21 protein-coding genes and 1 riboswitch are annotated in these 20,202 nt (G+C 57.1%); of the genes, 14 read left to right on the forward strand and 7 right to left on the reverse strand.

Annotated features, from left to right (window positions below; genetic code table 11):
- Window positions 1-22: 22 nt before the first annotated feature.
- Window positions 23-1,060 (forward strand): NAD(P)/FAD-dependent oxidoreductase, encoded by a 1,038-nt coding sequence (locus AC8GFP_RS13170; RefSeq protein WP_506613926.1) that lies wholly within the window; start codon window positions 23-25, stop codon window positions 1,058-1,060.
- A 101-nt stretch (window positions 1,061-1,161) separates the two neighbouring features.
- Window positions 1,162-1,262, forward strand: a riboswitch (TPP riboswitch).
- Between the two features lie 57 nt (window positions 1,263-1,319).
- On the forward strand, window positions 1,320-2,582 hold the full coding sequence (locus tag AC8GFP_RS13175; RefSeq protein WP_506613928.1) for a purine-cytosine permease family protein: 1,263 nt from the start codon (window positions 1,320-1,322) through the stop codon (window positions 2,580-2,582).
- Here the strand turns inward: AC8GFP_RS13175 and thiD are convergent.
- Window positions 2,545-3,402, reverse strand: coding sequence for a bifunctional hydroxymethylpyrimidine kinase/phosphomethylpyrimidine kinase (thiD, locus tag AC8GFP_RS13180; RefSeq protein WP_506613930.1), 858 nt, complete (start codon window positions 3,400-3,402; stop codon window positions 2,545-2,547). The two genes, AC8GFP_RS13175 and thiD, sit on opposite strands and share 38 nt — an antisense overlap.
- 26 nt (window positions 3,403-3,428) lie before the next feature.
- Here thiD and AC8GFP_RS13185 point away from each other — a divergent pair, with 26 nt between their 5' ends.
- From AC8GFP_RS13185 to AC8GFP_RS13200, 4 genes are read left to right on the forward strand one after another with little or no spacing between them, the layout of a single operon-like run.
- Entirely contained in the window at window positions 3,429-4,523 is a 1,095-nt protein-coding gene (locus tag AC8GFP_RS13185) for an FAD-dependent oxidoreductase (protein ID WP_506613932.1), read from the forward strand.
- The gene (gene thiS / locus AC8GFP_RS13190; protein ID WP_506613934.1) at window positions 4,520-4,729 is read left to right on the forward strand and encodes a sulfur carrier protein ThiS; all 210 of its coding nucleotides are present in this window, start codon (window positions 4,520-4,522) and stop codon (window positions 4,727-4,729) included. The genes AC8GFP_RS13185 and thiS overlap by 4 nt, the downstream gene beginning before the upstream one ends.
- 4 nt (window positions 4,730-4,733) lie before the next feature.
- Window positions 4,734-5,528 carry a thiazole synthase gene (locus AC8GFP_RS13195; protein WP_506613936.1) on the forward strand — a complete coding sequence of 265 codons (795 nt, stop codon included), beginning with the start codon at window positions 4,734-4,736 and terminating at the stop codon, window positions 5,526-5,528.
- The gene (locus tag AC8GFP_RS13200; RefSeq protein WP_506613938.1) at window positions 5,525-6,421 is read left to right on the forward strand and encodes a thiamine phosphate synthase; all 897 of its coding nucleotides are present in this window, start codon (window positions 5,525-5,527) and stop codon (window positions 6,419-6,421) included. The genes AC8GFP_RS13195 and AC8GFP_RS13200 overlap by 4 nt, the downstream gene beginning before the upstream one ends.
- Before the next feature lie 46 nt (window positions 6,422-6,467).
- Here AC8GFP_RS13200 and AC8GFP_RS13205 read toward each other — a convergent pair whose 3' ends face one another.
- On the reverse strand, window positions 6,468-8,078 hold the full coding sequence (locus AC8GFP_RS13205; RefSeq protein WP_506613940.1) for a long-chain-fatty-acid--CoA ligase: 1,611 nt from the start codon (window positions 8,076-8,078) through the stop codon (window positions 6,468-6,470).
- Window positions 8,079-8,219: 141 nt separating this feature from the next.
- Between AC8GFP_RS13205 and mobA the strand changes: the two genes are divergently transcribed.
- Entirely contained in the window at window positions 8,220-8,837 is a 618-nt protein-coding gene (gene mobA, locus AC8GFP_RS13210) for a molybdenum cofactor guanylyltransferase MobA (protein ID WP_506613942.1), read from the forward strand.
- 33 nt (window positions 8,838-8,870) lie between these two features.
- Here the strand turns inward: mobA and arsH are convergent, their stop codons facing one another.
- The 4 genes from arsH to AC8GFP_RS13230 are packed head-to-tail and all read right to left on the reverse strand — an operon-like array spanning window position 8,871 to window position 11,114.
- Window positions 8,871-9,587, reverse strand: coding sequence for an arsenical resistance protein ArsH (gene arsH, locus AC8GFP_RS13215; protein WP_506613944.1), 717 nt, complete (start codon window positions 9,585-9,587; stop codon window positions 8,871-8,873).
- Window positions 9,588-9,609: 22 nt separating this feature from the next.
- On the reverse strand, window positions 9,610-10,272 hold the full coding sequence (locus AC8GFP_RS13220; protein WP_506613946.1) for an aquaporin: 663 nt from the start codon (window positions 10,270-10,272) through the stop codon (window positions 9,610-9,612).
- Window positions 10,269-10,772, reverse strand: coding sequence for an arsenate reductase ArsC (locus tag AC8GFP_RS13225; RefSeq protein ID WP_506613948.1), 504 nt, complete (start codon window positions 10,770-10,772; stop codon window positions 10,269-10,271). The genes AC8GFP_RS13220 and AC8GFP_RS13225 overlap by 4 nt, the downstream gene beginning before the upstream one ends.
- Window positions 10,773-10,787: 15 nt before the next feature.
- Entirely contained in the window at window positions 10,788-11,114 is a 327-nt protein-coding gene (locus tag AC8GFP_RS13230) for an ArsR/SmtB family transcription factor (RefSeq protein WP_506613950.1), read from the reverse strand.
- A gap of 179 nt (window positions 11,115-11,293) precedes the next feature.
- On the opposite strand from AC8GFP_RS13230, the gene AC8GFP_RS13235 reads away from it, so the two are divergent.
- From AC8GFP_RS13235 to AC8GFP_RS13265, 7 genes are all read left to right on the forward strand, one after another.
- Complete coding sequence (locus tag AC8GFP_RS13235; RefSeq protein WP_506613952.1) at window positions 11,294-11,518, forward strand: transporter suffix domain-containing protein; 225 nt, start codon at window positions 11,294-11,296, stop codon at window positions 11,516-11,518.
- 866 nt (window positions 11,519-12,384) lie between these two features.
- Window positions 12,385-13,653, forward strand: coding sequence for a TolC family protein (locus AC8GFP_RS13240; RefSeq protein ID WP_506613954.1), 1,269 nt, complete (start codon window positions 12,385-12,387; stop codon window positions 13,651-13,653).
- A 32-nt stretch (window positions 13,654-13,685) separates the two neighbouring features.
- Window positions 13,686-14,222, forward strand: a complete 537-nt coding sequence (locus AC8GFP_RS13245) for a hypothetical protein (RefSeq protein WP_506613956.1) — start codon at window positions 13,686-13,688, stop codon at window positions 14,220-14,222.
- 54 nt (window positions 14,223-14,276) lie between these two features.
- The gene (locus AC8GFP_RS13250) at window positions 14,277-15,365 is read left to right on the forward strand and encodes an efflux RND transporter periplasmic adaptor subunit (protein ID WP_506613958.1); all 1,089 of its coding nucleotides are present in this window, start codon (window positions 14,277-14,279) and stop codon (window positions 15,363-15,365) included.
- 12 nt (window positions 15,366-15,377) lie between these two features.
- A complete protein-coding gene (locus tag AC8GFP_RS13255; protein WP_506613960.1) occupies window positions 15,378-18,497 on the forward strand; it encodes an efflux RND transporter permease subunit in 3,120 nt (1,039 codons plus the stop codon).
- Between the two features lie 49 nt (window positions 18,498-18,546).
- Complete coding sequence (locus AC8GFP_RS13260) at window positions 18,547-18,921, forward strand: hypothetical protein (RefSeq protein ID WP_506613962.1); 375 nt, start codon at window positions 18,547-18,549, stop codon at window positions 18,919-18,921.
- A gap of 57 nt (window positions 18,922-18,978) precedes the next feature.
- Window positions 18,979-19,506, forward strand: coding sequence for a hypothetical protein (locus tag AC8GFP_RS13265; protein WP_506613964.1), 528 nt, complete (start codon window positions 18,979-18,981; stop codon window positions 19,504-19,506).
- Between the two features lie 243 nt (window positions 19,507-19,749).
- Here the strand turns inward: AC8GFP_RS13265 and AC8GFP_RS13270 are convergent, their stop codons facing one another.
- A complete protein-coding gene (locus tag AC8GFP_RS13270) occupies window positions 19,750-20,088 on the reverse strand; it encodes a YnfA family protein (RefSeq protein ID WP_506613965.1) in 339 nt (112 codons plus the stop codon).
- Window positions 20,089-20,202 lie beyond the last annotated feature (114 nt).

Genomic DNA, 20,202 nt, shown 5'->3' on the forward strand with positions numbered 1-20,202 from the left:
GCTGGGCTTGGCCAAACTGCCCATGACTGCCCACACCCCCCCCATCCGCACCGACGCCTTGGTCATAGGCGCTGGGCCGGTGGGTTTGTTTCAGGTGTTTCAACTCGGCCTGCAAGACATCCACGCCCAGGTGGTGGATGCCCTCCCCATGGTGGGCGGCCAGTGCATGGCGCTCTACCCCGACAAACCCATTTACGACATCCCTGGCCTGCCGGTTTGCACAGGCCGCGAACTGGTGGATCGCTTGCAGCAGCAAGCCGTACCCTTCAAACCACAATTCCATTTGAACCAGCAAGTCTCAGCTTTGTCCGCACACCCAGATGGCGGCTGGTTGCTCAGCACCTCGGCGGGTCAGCAGTTCATCAGCCGCATGGTGTTCATTGCGGCGGGTGTTGGGGCCTTCTTACCGCGCAAATTAGCGCTGCCAGAACTGCAGGCCTTTGAAGGCACGCAGGTGTTTCACCACATGCCCGACAACTTGGCACTGCAAGGCCAACACCTGGTGGTGGTGGGCAGTGACGATGCAGCGGTGCAAGCCGTGTTGGACAGCCAAAACCACGGCCCCGCCAGCGTCACCTTGGTGCACCGCCGCGCCAGCTTGGATGCTTCAGCGCACTTGCAAACCGCCTTCAAACAAGCCTGCGACAGCAGCCAAGTGCGGCTGCAAGTGGGCCAGGTGCAAGGTCTTGATGCCTCAGCCGGTCGTTTGTCTTCGCTGCACATCGCTACGCCCGAAGGCGCCAGCCTGCCACTGCCCTGTGATCAACTTTGGGTGCTGCTGGGCTTGACACCCCAGTTGGGGCCCTTGGCTGATTGGGGCTTGGAAATGGCGAAAAAACAGCTGAACGTGAACACGGAAAACTTTGCCACCAGCGCACCAGGCATTTTTGCGGTGGGCGACATCAACCACTACCCGGGCAAACGCAAGCTCATCCTGAGCGGTTTTCACGAAGCCACCTTGGCCGCCTTTGGCGCAGCGGCCTACCTCAACCCCGGCCAAAAAATCCCGCTCGAATACACCACGGCCTCGCCCAGACTGCACAAGCTCCTGGGCGTTTGAACCTTAAAGGGCTTGGGGCAGCTGCACTTTGAATCGGATGGCGCAGTGACCAAGCTCCCTCCAACGCTGGCCTACAATGACCCAGTCACCCAAGCTTGGGGGACATCCGCTAGGGGTGCTGAGGTTGAACAACCAAGGCTGAGAAAGTCCCTTTGAACCTGATTGAGGTAATCCTCGCGCAGGGAAGCATGGCCTCCATTGCTGCTCTCTTCAGCCTTTGCAGGCCTCGCCGAACTGCCATTCTTTTTGAAAGAACAAGATGGCAAACACATCACACAACGAATCCTTGGCGCCCGTCGGTGCCGATCAACGCGTCTTCGGCTGGTACAGCCACGCCTCCCTTTGGTTCTCCTTGGGCGTGGGCTTGCTGGTGATTCAACTGGGCGCTTACCTGGTGCCCGCCGTCGGCACCCAAGATGCTTTGCTGGCCATCGTGCTCGGCTCGGTGCTGGGCGCAGGCTTGCTGGGTTGGGTGGCCAAGATCGCCTGCGACACCGGTTTGTCCAGCGCGGGATTGATGCACCAGGTGTATGGCAGCTCCTTCGCCCGCTTGCCAGTGCTGCTCAACATCCTGCAATTGGTGGGTTGGACCACGTTTGAATTGGTGGTGATGCGCGACGGCACCCTGGCCATGTTTGGCGACAGTTGGTGGGGCGCAGCACTGACCGCCACCCTGCTGTGGGGCACCGTGCTCACCCTGCTGACCACCGGCTCCATGCTGGGCTTGGTGCGCAGTTTTGTCAGCCGCTTCGGCTTGCCCTTGGTGGTGTTGTCGCTGCTGTGGCTGAGCTACCAGTTTGTCGGCTTGTTGCAGGCCCAAGGCTGGGCGGCGTTTTGGAACCGCCCCGGCACCGGCGAGAAAAGCATGTTGTCGGCCATGGACTTGGTGATCGCCATGCCCGTGTCTTGGTTGCCGCTGATTGCCGACTATGCACGCCACGGCAACAACAGCAAAACCGCCTTGAGCGGCAGCTGGATCGGCTACGCCATCGCCAACATGTGGTGCTACGCCTTGGGTGTGATGGTCATCAGCGTGTCGGCCCCCGACGCGAATTTGGTCAACACCTTGTTGCTGGCGCAAGCCGGTTTGTTGGCGCTGGGTTTGATCTTGCTCGACGAGTTGGACAACGCGTATGGCGATGTCTACTCGGCTTCGGTGAACAGCCACAGCCTGTGGTCGCGCCTGAGTGTGAAGCATTGGGGTTTGGCCATCGCCGTGCTTTGCACCGGTTTGGCGGTGGTGTTGCCAATGCACGACCTGGAGCCGTTTTTGCTGCTGCTCAGTTCGGTGTTCGTACCGCTCTACGGCGTCATCTTGGGCCGCTTGGGCACAGGCACCGTGGCCTCGGACAAGGTACCAGTGAAATGGGGTGCGGCGCTGATTTGGCTCGCTGGTATCTGCGTCTATCATGCCGCCGCCAACTGGGCACCGCAATACGGCGCGGCTTTGCCCACCTTGGCCTTCAGCTTCGCGCTGGCTTGGTTCAGCCGCCCGGTGTCGTCTGCGGTTTCACATGCATGACCACGGGTTTGAAGCCATGGTTCAAAGGTCCATGACCGTGACCGGTGCGCACTTGGGCACCGGTGGCGATGGCTTGCAAGATGTACTGCCGCGCATGCGCCACCGCCGAAGACAGGGTGTGCCCCAGCGCCAAGTGCGCGGCGATGGCCGACGACAAACTGCAACCGGTGCCGTGCACATTCGGGCTGTGAATCCGCGCCGAGGTGAACACCTCGGGCGCATGGCCGGTTTGATGCAGCACATCCACCACCTCGTTGCCCTCCAAGTGACCGCCTTTGAGCAACACAGCTGTCGCACCCAAAGCCTGCAAATCGCTGGCGGCTGCTTGCAATTGCGGCACTTGGCGCAAGGGGCGTCCCAGCAGCAAGGCAGCCTCGTCCAAATTCGGTGTCAACAGTTGCACCCGAGGAAACAATTCACGCACCAAGACCGAAACGGTTTCCTCGGCAATCAGGCGGTCGCCACTGGTGGCCACCATCACCGGGTCCAGCACCACTTGTTTCAGTTGGTAGTGGTCGATGGCCCAGGCCACCACCTCCACCATGTCGGGGGTGTGCAGCATGCCAATCTTCACCGCGTCCACACCGATGTCGTCCAGCACCGATTGCAGCTGCGCCTTCAAAAACGAAGCTGGAATGCCTTGAATGGCTTGCACGCCCTGGGTGTTTTGCGCGGTCAGCGCGGTCAAGGCGGTCATGCCGTAGCAGCCCAGCGCAGAGAAGGTTTTCAAATCGGCTTGGATGCCTGCGCCGCCGCCGCTGTCCGAACCGGCAATCGTCAGCACGCGAAGGTACTGGCCGGTGAATTCATGTGTGTTCATGGCCCTGATTATGTCGGGGTGGCCGCATGAGCCCCCAGCATTGCGTGGTGTTAGGAGCCGGACTCATGGGCCGCTTGCTGGCCTGGGGTTTGGTGCAAGCAGGTCATCGGGTGCAGGTGTTTGAAGCCCAGGGACCAGATGCGCAAGGCGCGGCAGCGCTGGTGGCGGCGTCCATGTTGGCCCCATTGGCTGAATCGGCCATCACCGAACTGCCGGTGGTGCGCATGGGCCAATACAGCTTGCAACGCTGGCCACAGCTCTTGGCCAGCCTGCCCGCGCCGGTGTTTTTTCAGCGCGAAGGCACGGTCATTGTGTGGCACCGCCAAGATGCCTCGGACGCCAAACGCTTTGCCGACAAACTGCAGCACACGCGCCAGCAACTGCCTGATTTGCCCGCTCCGCAAACCCTGCAAGCTGCCGAATTGGCTGATTTGGAACCGGCATTGGCCGAGAAATTTCAACAAGGCTTGTGGCTGCCGCAAGAAGGTCAACTCGACAACCGCCAACTGCTGGACGCCTTGTTGCTGGGCCTGCAACACAGCAGCGCCGAGTTGCATTGGCACAGCCCGCATGTTCCTGAAGATTTTCCCCAGGCTGATGCGCTGTTTGACTGCCGGGGCTTGGGTGCCAAGCCCCAGTGGCGCAGCTTGCGGGGTGTGCGCGGCGAGGTGCTGCGGCTGCATGCGCCCGAGGTGCACATCAGCCGCCCTGTTCGGCTCATCCACCCACGCTACCCGCTGTACATCGCGCCCAAAGAAAACGGCGTTTTTGTGGTGGGCGCCACCGAGATTGAAACCGACGATGTCTCTGCCGCCAGCGTGAGATCAACCTTGGAACTGCTGAGTGCGGCCTACAGTGTGCACAGCGGTTTTGCCGAAGCGCGTATTTTGGAAATCAACACCCAAGCCCGCCCCACCTTGCCCAACAACCTGCCAGCCATCCAAGCTTTGGGGCCACGGGTGTGGCAAATCAACGGCCTGTACCGCCATGGCTTTTTGATCGCGACGGCGATGCTGGACGCGGCGCTGGCCCTGCTGCAAGGCGATGCCACTTTGGCCCAGCAGTTTGGCCTGTTGCACAGGGCAGCGCCCCCGCAGGCGGCCATCGGAGGTGATGCATGAGCGACAACATCACTGTTTTGATCAATCAAATGGCCTACCAACTGCCCGCACCAGCCTGTTTGCAAGACGCCATCACAGCGGCTGGTGTGACGCCGCCATTTGCCGCAGCCGTGAATTTGCAGTTTGTGCCACGCAGCCAGTACGCCACCCACCTGCTTTCGGCCAACGACCAGGTGGAATTGATCGCACCCATCACCGGAGGATGAACTCATGACCCCCCTACACGACCCCTTGGTGCTGTACGGCGAAAGCTTCGCCAGCCGCCTGCTGCTGGGCACCTCGCGCTACCCCTCGCCGCAGGTGCTGGCCGATGCGGTGCGTTTGGCGCAACCGGCCATGCTGACCGCCTCGCTGCGGCGGCAAACCGCCCATGCCAAAGCCTCGCCCGAGTTTTTCAACTTGCTCAAAGAACTGAAAGTGCCGGTGCTGCCCAACACCGCGGGCTGTCACAGTGTGCAAGAGGTGCTGACCACCGCCGAGATGGCGCGTGAGGTGTTTGAAACCGATTGGTTGAAGCTGGAGCTGATGGGCGACGACTACACCTTGCAACCCGACACCTTGAAGCTGCCCGAGACCGCCGAACGCCTGATCAAAGCCGGGTTCAAGGTGCTGCCCTATTGCACCGAAGACCTGGTGCTGTGCCAGCGCCTGGTGGATGTGGGCTGCCAAGCCGTCATGCCCTGGGCTGCACCGATTGGCACCGGCAAGGGCCCGATCAACCCCTACGCCATGCAACTGCTGCGTGAACGCCTGAAGGTGCCGCTGATCGTGGACGCGGGCTTGGGCCTGCCCTCACATGCTTGCCAGGTGATGGAATGGGGCTATGACGCGGTGCTCTTGAACACCGCCGTGGCCTTGGCCACCCATCCTGCCGCCATGGCCGAAGCCTTTGCCAACGCGGTGAAAGCCGGACGCGCCGCCTACCTGTCGGGTGCGATGCAGCCCCAAGAAACCGCCCAAGCCAGCACCCCCGTGTTGGGCACTCCTTTTTGGCACCACGCATGAACAGCCTCGAACAAGCGCAACACATGGCGCAGCTGCACAGCAGCTTGCAAATTGGCAATCCACCCGACTTGGCGGATGTTCAGCGAGGTGTGCAAACTAAAGACAGCTTTGCCGCCAGCCTGATGGCCGCTCGGCTGTTGGGTTTTTTGGAACACGATGCCCAGTGCGTGGCCCAGGCTTGGACCGCGCAAACCCAGCGCACCGGCAGCTTCGACCCTGCGGCTTGGCCCGAAGAACCCGCTGACTTTGGTTTGTCCACCGAGCCCAGCGCCAAGGCTTTTGCACGCTGCCCGCAAGCTCTGGGCTTGTACGCCGTGCTGCCGGATGCGGCATGGGTGGCTCGCATGGTGGATCTGGGTGTGCCCACGGTGCAACTGCGTTTCAAGTCAGATGACGCTGCTGCTGTGCAGCGCGAGGTGCAAGCTGCGGTGAAAGCCGTTCAAGGCAGCCAGAGTTTGTTGTTCATCAACGACCACTGGGAAGCAGCCATCGAGGCAGGTGCATATGGCGTGCACTTGGGCCAAGAGGACATGCAAGACGCGCCGCTGGAACGCATCCGCGCCAGTGGTTTGCGGCTGGGATTGAGCAGCCACGGCTATGTGGAAATGCTGCGTGCCGCACAACACGAACCCAGCTACATCGCCTTAGGTGCGGTGTTTCCCACCACCTTGAAACGCATGGAAACCGCGCCGCAAGGCTTGGGGCGTTTGAACAAATACGCGCGTTTGATGCGGCATCGCTCATTGGTGGCGATTGGCGGCATCGACTTGGCCGCCATGCCCAGCGTTTTGCAAAGTGGTGTGGGTTCGGTGGCCGTGGTGCGGGCCATCACCGGGGCCGAGGACGTGGCCGCCAGTGTCAGGCAGCTGCAGGCCTGTATGCAAGGCAAGTGAAAGGGGTCTGAACCCCGATGGTGACCCTGCCGTTTTTTAAACGCCCTTATCGGTAAGCCTTGCGCAATTCGGATTTTTGAATCTTGCCAGTGCCGCCCAAGGGCAGTGCATCGAGGAAAACCACCCGCTCGGGCACCCACCACTTGGCCACTTTGCTGGCCAAGAAATCCAAAATGTCGGCGCTCTCCAGCGTGGCCGAGGGCTTGCGCACGATGAACAGCAAAGGCCGCTCGCCCCACTTCGGGTCTTCCACGCCAATCACTGCGGCCATGGCCACTGCCGGGTGTTCCAGCGCCACGTTTTCCAGGTCGATCGAGCTGATCCATTCGCCACCGGTTTTGATGACGTCTTTGACGCGGTCACGGATTTGCATCACACCATCGGCGTCGATGGTGGCGATGTCGCCGGTGGGAAACCAGCCATTCACCAAAGGTGATTTTTCGCCCTTGAAGTAGGACGACAAAATCCAGTGGCCGCGCACCATCAACTCGCCCTGGGTCTGACCATCGCGGGGAATGTCCTGGCCGTTTTCATCCAACAGTTTGATGCTCACGCCATGAACGGTTTTGCCTTGCTTGGCCAAGTGGTCGTATTGCACCGAAGCCGCTTGTTGCGTGAGGGCGGGTGTCAACGTGCCCATGGTGGCCACCGCCGTGGTTTCGGTCATGCCCCAACCGTGGCGCACCTCCACCTGATACACCGCCATGAATTTGGCAATCAAAGCCTTGGGCATGGCCGAGCCGCCCACCGCGGTGCGGCGCATGCTGGTGAAGCGCAAATTGTGTTGCTCGACATGCGCCAACAAGGCTTGCCAAATCGTAGGCACCCCCGCGCTGATGGTCACGCCCTCGGACTCAATCAATTCATAAAGGGACGCACCATCCAACTTCGGGCCGGGCAGCACCAGCTTGGCGCCGCCCACAAACGCCGCGTAGGGGATGCACCAGGCGTTGATGTGGAACATGGGCACCACCGGCAAGATGGTTTCTTGCGGAGACAAACACAGCAAACTGGGCATGCAACAAGTGATGGCACTGAGCACGATGGCGCGGTGCGAATACATGACGCCCTTGGGGTTGCCCGTGGTGCCCGAGGTGTAGCAAAGCGCTGCGGCGGTGTGCTCGTCAAACTGCGGCCACTCGAATTTGTCTGAGGCCTGGTCCACCAGGGTGTCATAGGCATGCAAATGCGGGATGCCTTCCAGGGCCGCCGTGCTGGCCGCGTCCCCCAAGCAGACCCAGGCCACCACCTGCGGGCAATGGGCGGCAATCGTTTTCACCAAAGGCGCAAAGGTGGTGTCAAACAACACCACTTTGTCTTCGGCGTGGTTGATGATGTAGATGAGTTGATCCGGGTGCAGGCGCGGGTTGCAGGTGTGCATCACCATGCCACTGCCCGAGACCGCGTAATAGGACTCCAAATGCCGGTGGTTGTTCCACGCGATGGATCCCACCACATCGCCTGCTTGCAAACCCAAACCGGCCAGCGCATTGGCCAACTGACGTGCCCGCTTGGCGCAATCGGCATAGGTGTAGCGAAACAGCGGCCCGTGGGTTTCGCGGGACACCACATCCACCTGGCCGTTTTGCGCCTCGGCGTGCTGCAGCACCCCTGAGAGCAGCAAAGGCAGTTCCATCATCAGTCCAGCTTGGGGCATATCCAAATCCTTGAGAGTCCATGGTGAAGAGATATCACCGAGAGCGAATTACACCAGCATGTGCCCTAGGACTAACCCGTAGTGGCTCAGGCGCGAAGCGCTCGCCAAGATAATGGCGATCTGTTACCAAGCAAAACCACAATGAATGAAGACATGAAACTGGGCGGGGTGGTGTTGGCCGGTGGTCAAGGTTCACGCATGAACGGCGTGGACAAAGGCTTGCAACTGCTGCAAGGGCAAAGCTTGGTGATGCATGCGGTCAAGCGCTTGCAAGCGCAAAGTTTGGCCGTGGCATCCGTTGCAATCAATGCCAATCGGCATTTGGCCGACTACCAAGCTTTGGGTTTTGAGGTGTGGCCCGATGCGCAAGCCGACTTTGCAGGGCCCTTGGCGGGCTTCTTGGTGGGCATGACGCACTGCCCCCATCCCTACCTGCTGACTGTGCCGTGTGACACGCCTTTTTTTCCTTTGAATTTAGCAGAGCGTTTGGTACTTGCCTTGCAAAACCAAGGGGCAGATATTGCAATGGCCGCTGCCCCGGAAGAAGATGGCGTGCTGCGCCGACAACCGGTGTTTTGTGTGTTGAAGGTGACGCTGAAGGACAGCTTGCAAAGCTTCTTGGCAGAGGGCGGAAGAAAAATAGGCGCTTGGACCGCGCTGCATCACACCGTGGAAGTGCCGTTTGAAGACCCCTTGGCGTTTCGCAATCTCAACACGGTTGAAGATGTTCAACGCCTTGAAAATCTCTTTCGCACTTGATTCAAGACACCGCTTGTCAGGGTTGCGCCCTGCTCAAATGGTCTTCTGATTGATCCGCTTAGAAAGCGCTTCAGCAGACTCTTTGCGTTCGCTGTAACGGTCCACCAAATAAGGCGCCACGTCGCGCGTGAGCAGAGTGAACTTCACCAACTCTTCCATCACATCCACCACCCGGTCGAAGTAGGCTGAAGGCTTCATGCGGCCGTTTTCTTCAAACTCCAAAAACGCCTTGGCCACCGAGCTTTGATTCGGGATGGTCAACATGCGCATCCAGCGGCCCAAGATGCGCATTTGGTTCACCGCATTGAACGACTGCGAACCCCCGCTCACCTCCATCACCGCCAAGGTTTTGCCTTGTGTGGGACGCACTGCGCCCACCGACAGGGGAATCCAATCGATTTGGCTTTTCATGATGCCGGTCATGGCACCGTGCCGCTCGGGCGAGCACCAAACCATACCCTCGGACCATGTCGCCAAGTTGCGCAGCTCTTGCACCTTGGGATGGCTGTCGGGTGCGGCATCGGGCTGCGGCAGACCCAAAGGATCGAACACTTTCACCTCAGCGCCCATGCGTTCCAACAAACGCGCGGCTTCTAAGGTGAGCAGTTTGCTGTAAGAACGTTCGCGCAGCGAGCCATACAACATCAAAATGCGCGGCGCATGGCTTGAGGCGTTTTCACTGCGCAGCATCTGCAGTTGGGGTGTTTGGAAACTGTCTGCGTCCAACTGGGGCAAGGATTGGTCGGTCATGGGGCCTGTGGTGGTGAAAGCGTCAGTGATGGTGTTGATCGTGTTTGGACAAAAGCAAACGGTGCAAGCCCCAGCCCAAGAGGCCACCAACCAACTCAGCCAACATGAATGCAGGCACATCGGCTGGTGAAATGCCCGCAAAGGTATTGGAGAACATGCGCCCGAAGGCAGCAGCAGGGTTGGCAAACGAGGTGCTGGCTGTGAACCAATATGCCGCGCCAATATAACAAGCCACCATTGCCGAGGCTTTGCCAGCGGGTGCACGCAAGACCACGAACAACAAACCGGCAGTGGCCACGGCTTCAGCCAACCATTGTGCGGGGCCGGTTCGCACCTTCACTGACCATTGCAGTATTTCAAGCTCGAACATCGCATGGGCCAACCACGCCCCCAAAGCCGCACCCATGAGTTGCGCCAACACATAGCCCAGCAAATGATGACGCGCCAAGTCTTTGCGCCAAGCCATCACCAAAGACACCACGGGATTGAAATGTGCGCCACTGACCGGGCCCAAGGTTTCAATCAGCACATACAAGGCAAACACAGTGGCAAAGGTGTTGGCCAACAAGGCCACGGCCATGTTGCCGCCAGCCAGTTGCTCGGCCATGATGCCCGAGCCAATCACCGCGCACAGCAGTGCAGCCGTACCGATCAATTCAGCGAAGTAGCGTTGCCAATGGATCATTGTTTTGCCAGGTCGCGTGCTGTTTTTTCCAAAGCCATTTTGTTCAAACTGGTCATCGGCAGGCTGGTGAAGATGTCCAATCGGCGCTTGATCAGATGCAAGGTTTGTTTGAACGCTTCCATTTTTTCGTCGTCACTGCCCTCGCCTGCGGAAGGGTCGGCATAGCCCCAGTGCGCGGTGGCCGGTTGACCGGGCCAATAGGGACAGACCTCGCCTGCGGCGTTGTCGCACACGGTGATGACCAGGTCCATGTGCGGCGCGTTCGGTTCTGCAAACACGTCCCAGCTTTTACTGCTCAAGCCTTCGATTGAAATGTTGGCTTTTTGCAAGGTGGCCAGGGCCATGGGGTTGGGTTGCTGGTTGTCTTTCGGACTGCTGCCTGCCGAAAACGCTTTGAATTTGCCGCGCCCGATGTGGTTCAACAAGGCCTCGGCCAAGATGCTGCGGGCTGAATTGTGGGTGCATAAAAAAAGCACGTTCAGTGGTGGGGTATCGGTCATGCGGGTTCCTTTAAATCAACAGGTTTTGCAAATGTCGTCGGGGCTGACTTCACAGACCTCGCCCTGACAACAGTTTTGCGTTAAGTAAGCCAGCACCGCATTCATGTGGTCGTATTGGGCGCGGTAAATCAGGTTGCGGCCACTGCGTTCTTGGGAAATCAAATCGGCGTTCATCAACTCTTTGAGGTGAAACGACAGTGTGTTTGCAGGAATCCCCAAGCTGTCTGCCAGCAAGGCAGGCGTCAGGCCGTCGGGGCCTGTGACCACCAGTGAACGGAATATTTGCAGCCGGTTTGGCTGGGCCAGTGCGGCCAGTGCTTTGATCACGATTTTATCTTCCATATTTCAATGATATTGGAACTATGTGACAAAACCATGACCAAAAATCCAGGCATGGCACGCGAGAGGGGGAACTCTATTTGCAAAACTGTCTACAAAGCGTCATCGATGTGATGAAGGATCAGAAAGCATGAGTAAAGTTCGAATCACAAATGGTCGTGTCCAAATCCAATCTGAAGCAGATGAAAAAAACAATCGGCTACTTTCTCCTCGTTTTGTCATTCGTGGCATGGGGCGCTATTGCTGTACTTGCATGGACAGATTTATCAATCGCCATGATGGCTGCTTGGACGACAGGATTGGTGATTGCTGGCGAAGTGGCTTTTTTTTTAAGCTTGATTTTTCTAGGCAAAGATTTTTTAAGGCACGTCAAAGCATTCGTTGCCAAGCTCATCAAGCGTGACTAGCCCCTGCCACCCACAATAGCCATGTCAACCCCTTCATTCATCGAAGCTTCAAGGGAAAAGGCACCAGGAACAATTTGGCTTTTGTCGCTGAAAAGGCGGCAAATTGAGAGCCACAAAATAATTTTGCTACAATCTTTTTTGTAAATTCCTCGATAGCTCAGTCGGAAGAGCGCCGGACTGTTAATCAGGGGTTCTGTGGGCTCTTAACTAAGTTAAATGAAATTTCGTTCTTCAAGTTGATTCATGCTCGACTGATATGCAATCAATAAAATTCAACATTTGAATTTTTTGTAATAAACCGGAGCATCCATGAGGGCAATTGAACAAACCTTCACGATGAAGGACTAAATCTTTAAAATAAAATCAATGAGAAAGTTCTTAGCAATCTTCCTGCTAGTTCTGTTGCCCTTGCAATACAGCTGGGCAGCAATGGCAAGCTATTGCGAGCACGAAACCAGTGTGAATGCCACGCACCCTGGTCACCACACCCATGACCATGCGTCAGTTGACCAGCAAGAGTCCAGCAAAAACTCACCCCAATCGGCGGGCGTGGACCATGACTGTGCCACTTGCCATATGGGTTGTGCAGCTGCTCTGGTCAACTACCTGAACACGATCTCAGCAGCGGTCTCTGACGATCATCCACTTCACCCTCAGGTGATTGTTTCTCAGCTTTCAAGAGAACGCCCTGAGCGGCCTAATTGGCCTGTGCTTGCCTGATCGGCGAGTCTCGGGTTTCTCCACCTCTTTTCGAATCCCCTGTGCGCGAGTGAGCATGACGCTTTTTGCGTTTTGCCTCATCGCCTAGCGACGTGTTGTCGCTGCTCGCTGATCTCCTTGGATGTTTTCACCATTGGAGATGAGCTATGAGTTTGTACAAAAAAAGATCGATATCGATTCGAATCGCGCTGTCGGTCATGACCCTGAGTGGCTTGGTGCTGACGGCCCAAGCACAAGGCACATCCGCCGCCGCGTTGAGTGGCTCGGTGTCCTTGAAAAATGTTTTCGATACGGCGTGGCAAAGGCAGCCCGAGGCGCACGCGCTTCAATCGCGTCGCGATGCAGCCCAGGCCCAGGCTAAAGCCGCATTGATGCTGTCTCCCGAGCCACCATCGCTGGATATCAGTCAGCGATCGGACCAGATGACTGGCAACAACGGTTCGCGTGAAACCGAGGTGGGAATTGCCATTCCCATTTGGCTACCCGGGCAACGCACGGCCAGTGCCGATCTGGCGCAGGCTGAAATCTCGTTGGTTGAGCGCAAGCTGCTCGCCTCACAACTGCGGCTCGCCGCTTCCGTCAGGGATGCTTGGTGGGGCTGGTTGCGAGCTCGCATCGATGCTGAACTGGCGAGCGAACAACTGGCCAATTCGCAACGCCTCGCCGCTGATGTTGCTAAACGTACCAGCGCGGGTGATCTGGCCAAGTCGGACCGGCATCAAGCCGAAGGCGCTCTAGCTGCGGCCCAGGCGCATGCCGCCCAAGCTCAAGCGGCCTCTGCCGCAGCCTTGGCACAAGTGATGTCGCTGACAGGCAGAACGGCTCAGGCTGACTTGACAGTCAACGCTGCAGCTGAACCGACCCCCAGTTCGGTTATATCGGTTGGTCATCCCTTGTTGGCTGAACTGGAGGACCGCATCACGATGGCCGAGCGGACGGCTCAGCTGATCAGCACCCAGAAGCGATCCAACCCGGAACTCACGGTGGCCACAACGCGCGGTCGTGGGGCATTTGGAGACCGCTATGGCCAGACTGTGCTCATCGGCATTCGAGTGCCGTTTGGTTCAGGGCCCAGGTATGACGCTCGTATCGCGACGGCACAGGCAGAGGCTATTGAAGTGCAGTCAAAGCTGATCCTTGAGAGGGACCAAATTCAAGCTGATCAAAGAGGCGCTGCTTCTCGCCTAGAGGCTGTGAAAACCCAACTCGTCGCCGCGCAACGACGAGCAATGCTGGCCAACGAGTCCCGAGGTTTTTTCGACAAGTCGTTCAGGCTGGGCGAGACAGATCTGCCCACACGCTTGCGCATTGAGGCCGAGGCTGCAGAGGCCGCGCGACAAGCCGCTCGAAGCCGAATTGACCTAGCCTCCGCCATTTCGGCATTGCGGCAGTCCTTGGGCTTGCTGCCCGAGTGATGCTGACACCCCTCAAAATTTCAAGGAACACCATGAATTTAATTCATTCAGCAGCCGCCACTCTCTTGGCGCTAATTTTCACACTGCTTAGTCCCATGGCCATTGCCGGTGCGGGTCACGACCATGGAGAAGCTGCTCCACAAGCACAGGGCACAGCACTGCCGCGTTTCGTCGCGGTTTCAGAGGATCTGGAAATGGTTGGCATCGTCAATGGCAAGCAGCTGACGATTTACCTGGACCGTTTTAAAGACAACAGTCCCGTCAATGACGCTCAAATTGACATTGACATCGAAGGCAGCAAATACAAAGCTGAAAAACATGGCGTAGGTGAATACGAAGTCATCCTTAAGGACACGCTCAAACCTGGCGTCATTGCCATCACTGCAACCATTCAGGCCGGTGATCTGAATGACCTGTTGGCTACCGAGCTCGATTTGCATGAGAACAAAGATGTACTTAGCCATCGCTCTTCCTGGAAAAGTATCGCCCTGTGGATCGGCGCGGGTTTATTCGCACTGATGGCGCTGGGCGCGATCGTTCGCTTTCGTCAACAAGCTCGTACGGCTTAAGGAGCCACCAGCATGAAAAAAATCAATACTTTTAAACCACACCACTTGACGGCAATGGCTGCAGCTTTGACCCTTGCAGGTGCTGCGCTGCCTACGTACGCGGGCGAAGGCCATGACCACGGGGCTGCGCCTACGATGGCCAATACCAATGGTCCACAGCGCATGGCCGATGGCAGCGTTTTTTTGCCTAAGCCAGCCCAACGCCAACTGAATGTGCGCACTCTTGTGGTGGAAACCACCGAGCTGCCACGCGCCTTTGAACTCAATGGTCGGGTGCTGATGGACCCCAACGCAGGGGGGAAAGTCCAGCCCATCAACGCCGGACGCATAGAACCCGGCCCTAATGGCCTGCCCAACGCAGGGCAAACCGTGAATAAAGGACAGGTATTGGCCTACGTCGTCCCTGCGTTCGCCCCCCTAGAGCGTGCAGGTCAGTTGACTCAATTGGCCGAATTTCGCGCGGCTAAAGCGCTTGCTGAAAAGCGTTTGGCACGTTTGCGCGAGTTATCGGACACGGTGCCGCGCAAGGAAGTGGAAGCCGCAGAGAGCGACGTGCTCAGCCTGACCGAACGCATGTCGGCCGTCGGTGGCGGCCTGAACAGCAAGGAAGCACTGGTCGCGCCAGTTTCTGGCGTGATTGCCTCGGCGCATGTCGTGGCAGGTCAAGTGGTGGACACGCGTGAATTAATTTTCGAAATTGTCGACCCTAGGCGACTGCGCATCGAAGCCTTGGCTTTTGATAGCGCACTGACCAACAACATCGGCAGTGCCTCACTGGCTGTCGGCGACCAGCGCACGCCACTGGTTTTCATGGGTGCAGCGCGCAGTTTGCGCGAGCAAGCGCTCCCGCTTAACTTCCAAGTGCAAAGCCCGGAACTACTAGGTCTGGCCGTTGGACAGCCTGTCAAAGTCTATGTGCAGTCCAAGCAAAAGACACAGGGTATTGCGGTCCCCCAGTCGGCACTGATGAAAAACGCTGCCAATCAGAACGTGGTGTGGGTCAAGTCTGCAGCTGAGCAGTTTGAACCCCGCACGGTGACGTTCGAGCCCCTTGATGGCGCGCGTGTCACGGTGATCTCGGGCTTGAAGTCTGGCGATCGTGTGGCGACCCAAGGTGCCACGCTCATCAATCAAGTCCGGTAAAGGGGTCACGATATGTTCAAGTGGCTTCTCGAAAATAGCTTGACCAACCGGCTTCTGGTGTTGATAGCGGGTGCCGTATTGATGGCTTACGGGGCATTCACATTGTCTCGAACGCCAGTCGATGTCTTTCCCGATCTCAACAAACCTACTGTGACGATCATGACCGAGGCGGGTGGCATGGCGCCTGAAGAGGTCGAGCAACTGATTACCTTTCCTCTGGAGACGGCCATGAATGGCTTGCCTGGGGTCGAATCGGTTCGTTCGACCTCTTCTGCTGGCCTGTCCTTTTTGTATGTCACCTTCAACTGGGACACGGAGATTTTTCGGGCACGCCAACTGGTGTCTGAACGCCTCTCGTCCATGGAAGAAGGTTTGGCTGCCGGGGTAATACCACGGATGGGGCCGATCAGCTCCATCATGGGTGAGATCATGCAGATCGCTATTCCTGTCGATCCGCAGAAGATCTCCCCTATGGCCGTGCGTGAGTACGCCGACTGGGTGCTCCGGCCTCGACTCCTGGCCATCCCCGGCGTCGCACAGATCATCCCCATTGGCGGCGAAGTGCGCCAGTTTCAGGTGCAGCCCAACACAGCGCGCCTGTCGGACTTGGGTATCTCCTTGGACCAGTTGGAGTCGGCGTTGCGCGGGTTTTCGGCCAACACCTCAGGGGGATTTCTGGAGCTCAACGGGCGCGAGTACCTGATTCGAAATCTTGGTCGCACTTCCCGCCTGGAGGACTTGCGCAATCTGGCCATTACCGCCAAGAACGGTCAGCCCATCTTGTTGCGCCAGATCGCTGAGGTCACTTTTGCCGCAGCCATCAAACGTGGGGATGCAGGCTTTGAAGGCAAGCCAGCCGTGATTCTGGGCGTTCAAAAGCAGCCAACCGCTGACACGACGCGTTTGACACAGTCGATTGAAGAAGCGATTGGGGATCTCAAGGCATCCCTTCCTGCGGGTATGGAGGCACCCCGTGTGACCTTCCGACAAGCCAGCTTCATTGAGGCTTCTATCTCGACGCTGCAAGGCAAGTTGATCGGTGCGTCGCTGTTTGTGGCCGCGATCCTTTTCTTCTTCTTGGGTACGGTTCGCCCCACCATCATCGCGCTCACCGCCATCCCAGTGTCCATCTTCATCACGGCACTGGTGTTCAAGTATTTTGGCTTGTCGATCAACACCATGACGCTTGGAGGGCTGGCGATTGCCATTGGCGGACTGGTGGACGATGCCGTGGTGGATGTGGAAAACATCTTGCGGCGCATGAAAGAAGACCGCGCCAAAGACCCAAGCCAGCGCCTGTCGCTGCTCGCGCTCGTGGCCAAGGCGTCCATGGAAGTCCGCTCGGCGATCCTCTATGCGACGGTGATCATCGTGCTGGTCTTCCTTCCGCTTTTCGCTTTGCCGGGCCTGGAAGGCAAGTTATTTGTTCCGCTGGGCATTGCCTTCATCATCTCGACACTGGCCTCTTTGCTGGTGTCGGTAACGATGACGCCGGTGCTGAGCTACTACCTCTTGCCGGGCATGAAAAACCTGGACCATGGCGACACCAAAGTGCTGGCATGGCTCAAGCAAGGCTACAAAGGAAGTTTGCAAAAAGTGCTGGACAAGCCACGCATGGCGATAACCAGTGCATGTGTGGCGGTAGTGTTTGCAGCGGCGGCTGTTCCGTTTTTTCCGACCACCTTCTTGCCACCATTCAATGAAGGCACCTTGCTGGTGGGCATACGACTGAACCCGGGCGTCACATTGACAGAGTCATCTGACCTGGCACGCCAGGCCGAAGTGCTGGTCAAGCAGGTGCCCGAAGTTCTGCATGTGGGCAGGCGCAGCGGACGTGCTGAACTCGATGAGCATGCCGAAGGCGTTCATGTCAGCGAATTGGACGTGGGCATCAAACCCTCAGGCGAGTTGAGGCGCTCAATGGATGAGGTCCGTGCCGACATCCGTGCACGCTTGGTCAACCTGCCTGCTTCGATTGAGGTGGGGCAACCGATCTCACACCGCATCGACCACATGCTGTCTGGGGTGCGCTCACAAATCGCCATCAAGATCTTTGGCGAAGACCTGGACGTGCTGCGCGGTCAAGCCGATGCGCTGCGCTCACGGCTGTCAGGCATCGAGGGTATGGCCGACCTGCAAATCGAAAAACAAGTTCTTGCGCCACAGATCAAGGTTCGGTTGGACTATGCCGCAGCAGCGCAATACGGACTGTCTGGCGCGCAAGTACTTTCTACACTGCAGACCCTGGTGGAAGGTGAACGTGTCACGCAAATCATGGAGGGAGGTCGCCGCTTTGCGCTGGTCGTGCGCTTACCAGAATCCGCACGATCGCTGGAAGGCTTGGGCCAGGTGTTGATCGAAACACCCTCGGGCAGAATTCCACTGTCCAAAATCGCAACGATTGAGGACGCCGATGGTCCCAACCAAATCAGTCGGGACAATGGCAAGCGGCGTATCGTGATTTCTGCCAACGCTTCGGGCCGCCCATTGTCAGAAGTTGTGGCCGACATACGCAAAGTGACGGCGGATTCTCGATTGCCAGAGGGCTACTTCATCACCCTTGGAGGACAGTTTCAGGCGCAAGAAGAAGCCTCACGCCTGATCTCTTTGCTCTCGGTGGTCTCTGTGGTGTTGATGTTTGTGGTGCTTTACAGCCGCTACAAGTCCACCGTTTTGTCTGCCTTGATCATGGTGAACATTCCCTTGGCGCTTGTGGGTGCTGTGTTGGGTCTGTGGTTGTCAGGTCAGCCCTTGTCGGTGGCCGCCTTGGTCGGGTTCATCACGTTAGCTGGCATTTCGGTGCGAAACGGCATTTTGAAAGTCAGCCATTACATCAACCTCATGCGCTTTGAAGGAGAGTCCTTCACCAAGTCCATGATCTTGCGCGGTTCGATGGAACGTTTGAGCCCGGTGTTGATGACAGCCTTGGTGACCGCCTTCGCATTGGCACCCTTGCTCTTCGAGGCCGAACGCCCCGGCACCGAAATTTTGCACCCGGTCGCCGTGGTGATTTTCTCGGGCTTGATCAGCTCGACGCTGCTCGACACCTTTCTGACGCCTGCCATGTTTTGGCTCTTTGGCCGCAAACCTGCCGAGGCGCTTTTGCAAGACAAAGATGCTGAAGCATTCTGACCATTCATTCGTTTCTTCAACCTCAACCAAAACCTCAAAAGGACATCTCATGAAATTCCATACGCTCTTGATCACATCGTCACTTTTCCTCAGCGGACTCGCATGGGCAGGGCCACACGATACAGATCACAAACCCATGCAAGGGGGTGTTTTGACCACCGTCAAGGATGTTGACTACGAACTGGTCGCCAAACCTGATGTGCTGCAGTTGTTCGTGCGTGACCATGGCAAACCCGTTGACGTGAGTAAAACGACGGCAAAAGTCACACTGCTTTCTGGCGCTGACAAGCAAGAAGTTGAGTTGAAACCAACAGGCGACAAGCTTGAAGCCAAAGGTAGCTTCAAGGTAGCTCCTGGGACAAAGGTTGTTGCTCAATTAAGTACAGCTGGGAAAACTACTTCTGCACGTTTTGTACTGAAATGAGGCGTTTACAACTTAATTTTTTTGCCACAAATGGTGGATCAATTTTGAGAAAATATCATGAAAATTTGGACTATTAAAATAAACGTCGTCTCAGCTTGCGTACTTGGCATCGCAGGTTGCGCTACACCCGTTGATCGAATGGCTGAGAAGCCATATTGCCATACGCATTCAGGAAGAAATGCTTACTGCACAAAAGATCCTGCACCCAGCATTGCCAAAGATGATGAAGCAAAGTCGTTTGCCTCAGTGCCAGAAGCTCTAACGGTTTACGTCTTGCGTTATAGGGACGACGGACATCATCCGTTGGACATTTCTGTGGATGGTGGCGCAGCGATGGAGACTGTTCCAAACTCCATGATTCGCCTGCGATTAAAAGAGGGGACTCATCAAATCACTTTCAATGTTGGAGGTAAAACGTTTGACCGAACAATTTCAGGTACGAAGGGAGAAGTTCGGTTGTTGGGAATTACGGGTACTGATTATTTTTGGGGCAAATCTTCGCATCAGTGGACGAATGACTCAGTGGATCAACTCAAACAGCGCGCACTGCGTTCTCGTTTGATCAAAGACATCACTTTGCTTTGATGCTCTGAGGCCATCCGCCGTGACTGATTGTCATTGGCGGGATTGCTTCAACCTGTCTGGACAAGTACCATCTTTACTCCGCAAGACTTTGGATGGTCTTTGTAGCACTTGTTGCTCTGATGTTCTGGAAGCACCTGCCATGCCAAGCTGTCATTGGGAATGGTTCGTTTGGAGAGTTTTGAGCATGACTCTGAGAAGCGGGGGCAGCGCTTATCGCCTAGACACTCGAAAGCACATACTGAGTCAAAGCGACACGTTGCGCGGTGCAAAATAAATCACAGCCACTCCGGCAAGCACGAGTGATGCGCCTACCAAGTCCCAACGATCAGGCAACACGCCATCAACTAACCATAGCCACAAGACTGAAACAGCGATGTACACCCCACCGTAGGCGGCATACACACGTCCAGCGGGATGAGGATGCAGCGTCAGCAGCCAAACGAACAAAGACAAACTTGCTGCGGCAACGATCAACCACCATGGAGACGCACTTTTCTTAAGCCATAAATACGGCAAGTAGCAACCAAGAATCTCTGCGCAAGCGGTAAGAGCATAAAGGCAAAATGTTTGGATCAGTGTCATGAATGCGAATGCCTTTGGTGAACGTCAGGGTGTCCGTCTTCAAATGGTTTGCGATAGATAGTCGCCTACCAGCCTACGAACTGCAAACCAATCGCACGACTTATGACACGGTTT

The sequence above is a fragment of the Limnohabitans simekii (SeqCode) genome (assembly GCF_965234735.1).
Taxonomy (GTDB): Bacteria; Pseudomonadota; Gammaproteobacteria; order Burkholderiales; family Burkholderiaceae_C; genus Limnohabitans; species Limnohabitans simekii.

Excerpts from the sequence above, each read along its gene's own strand:
- AC8GFP_RS13250 (WP_506613958.1), top strand. The coding sequence starts at position 14,277 with ATGGCTGCAGCTTTGACCCTTGCAGGTGCTGCGCTGCCTACGTACGCG.
- AC8GFP_RS13170 (WP_506613926.1), top strand. The coding sequence starts at position 23 with ATGACTGCCCACACCCCCCCCATCCGCACCGACGCCTTGGTCATAGGC.
- thiS (WP_506613934.1), top strand. The coding sequence starts at position 4,520 with ATGAGCGACAACATCACTGTTTTGATCAATCAAATGGCCTACCAACTG.
- AC8GFP_RS13260 (WP_506613962.1), top strand. The coding sequence starts at position 18,547 with ATGAAATTCCATACGCTCTTGATCACATCGTCACTTTTCCTCAGCGGA.
- AC8GFP_RS13175 (WP_506613928.1), top strand. The coding sequence starts at position 1,320 with ATGGCAAACACATCACACAACGAATCCTTGGCGCCCGTCGGTGCCGAT.
- AC8GFP_RS13235 (WP_506613952.1), top strand. The coding sequence starts at position 11,294 with ATGAAAAAAACAATCGGCTACTTTCTCCTCGTTTTGTCATTCGTGGCA.
- AC8GFP_RS13240 (WP_506613954.1), top strand. The coding sequence starts at position 12,385 with ATGAGTTTGTACAAAAAAAGATCGATATCGATTCGAATCGCGCTGTCG.
- arsH (WP_506613944.1), bottom strand. The coding sequence starts at position 9,587 with ATGACCGACCAATCCTTGCCCCAGTTGGACGCAGACAGTTTCCAAACA.
- AC8GFP_RS13220 (WP_506613946.1), bottom strand. The coding sequence starts at position 10,272 with ATGATCCATTGGCAACGCTACTTCGCTGAATTGATCGGTACGGCTGCA.
- AC8GFP_RS13185 (WP_506613932.1), top strand. The coding sequence starts at position 3,429 with ATGAGCCCCCAGCATTGCGTGGTGTTAGGAGCCGGACTCATGGGCCGC.
- mobA (WP_506613942.1), top strand. The coding sequence starts at position 8,220 with ATGAATGAAGACATGAAACTGGGCGGGGTGGTGTTGGCCGGTGGTCAA.
- AC8GFP_RS13195 (WP_506613936.1), top strand. The coding sequence starts at position 4,734 with ATGACCCCCCTACACGACCCCTTGGTGCTGTACGGCGAAAGCTTCGCC.
- AC8GFP_RS13205 (WP_506613940.1), bottom strand. The coding sequence starts at position 8,078 with ATGCCCCAAGCTGGACTGATGATGGAACTGCCTTTGCTGCTCTCAGGG.
- AC8GFP_RS13255 (WP_506613960.1), top strand. The coding sequence starts at position 15,378 with ATGTTCAAGTGGCTTCTCGAAAATAGCTTGACCAACCGGCTTCTGGTG.
- AC8GFP_RS13200 (WP_506613938.1), top strand. The coding sequence starts at position 5,525 with ATGAACAGCCTCGAACAAGCGCAACACATGGCGCAGCTGCACAGCAGC.
- AC8GFP_RS13230 (WP_506613950.1), bottom strand. The coding sequence starts at position 11,114 with ATGGAAGATAAAATCGTGATCAAAGCACTGGCCGCACTGGCCCAGCCA.
- AC8GFP_RS13265 (WP_506613964.1), top strand. The coding sequence starts at position 18,979 with ATGAAAATTTGGACTATTAAAATAAACGTCGTCTCAGCTTGCGTACTT.
- AC8GFP_RS13270 (WP_506613965.1), bottom strand. The coding sequence starts at position 20,088 with ATGACACTGATCCAAACATTTTGCCTTTATGCTCTTACCGCTTGCGCA.
- AC8GFP_RS13225 (WP_506613948.1), bottom strand. The coding sequence starts at position 10,772 with ATGACCGATACCCCACCACTGAACGTGCTTTTTTTATGCACCCACAAT.
- AC8GFP_RS13245 (WP_506613956.1), top strand. The coding sequence starts at position 13,686 with ATGAATTTAATTCATTCAGCAGCCGCCACTCTCTTGGCGCTAATTTTC.
- thiD (WP_506613930.1), bottom strand. The coding sequence starts at position 3,402 with ATGAACACACATGAATTCACCGGCCAGTACCTTCGCGTGCTGACGATT.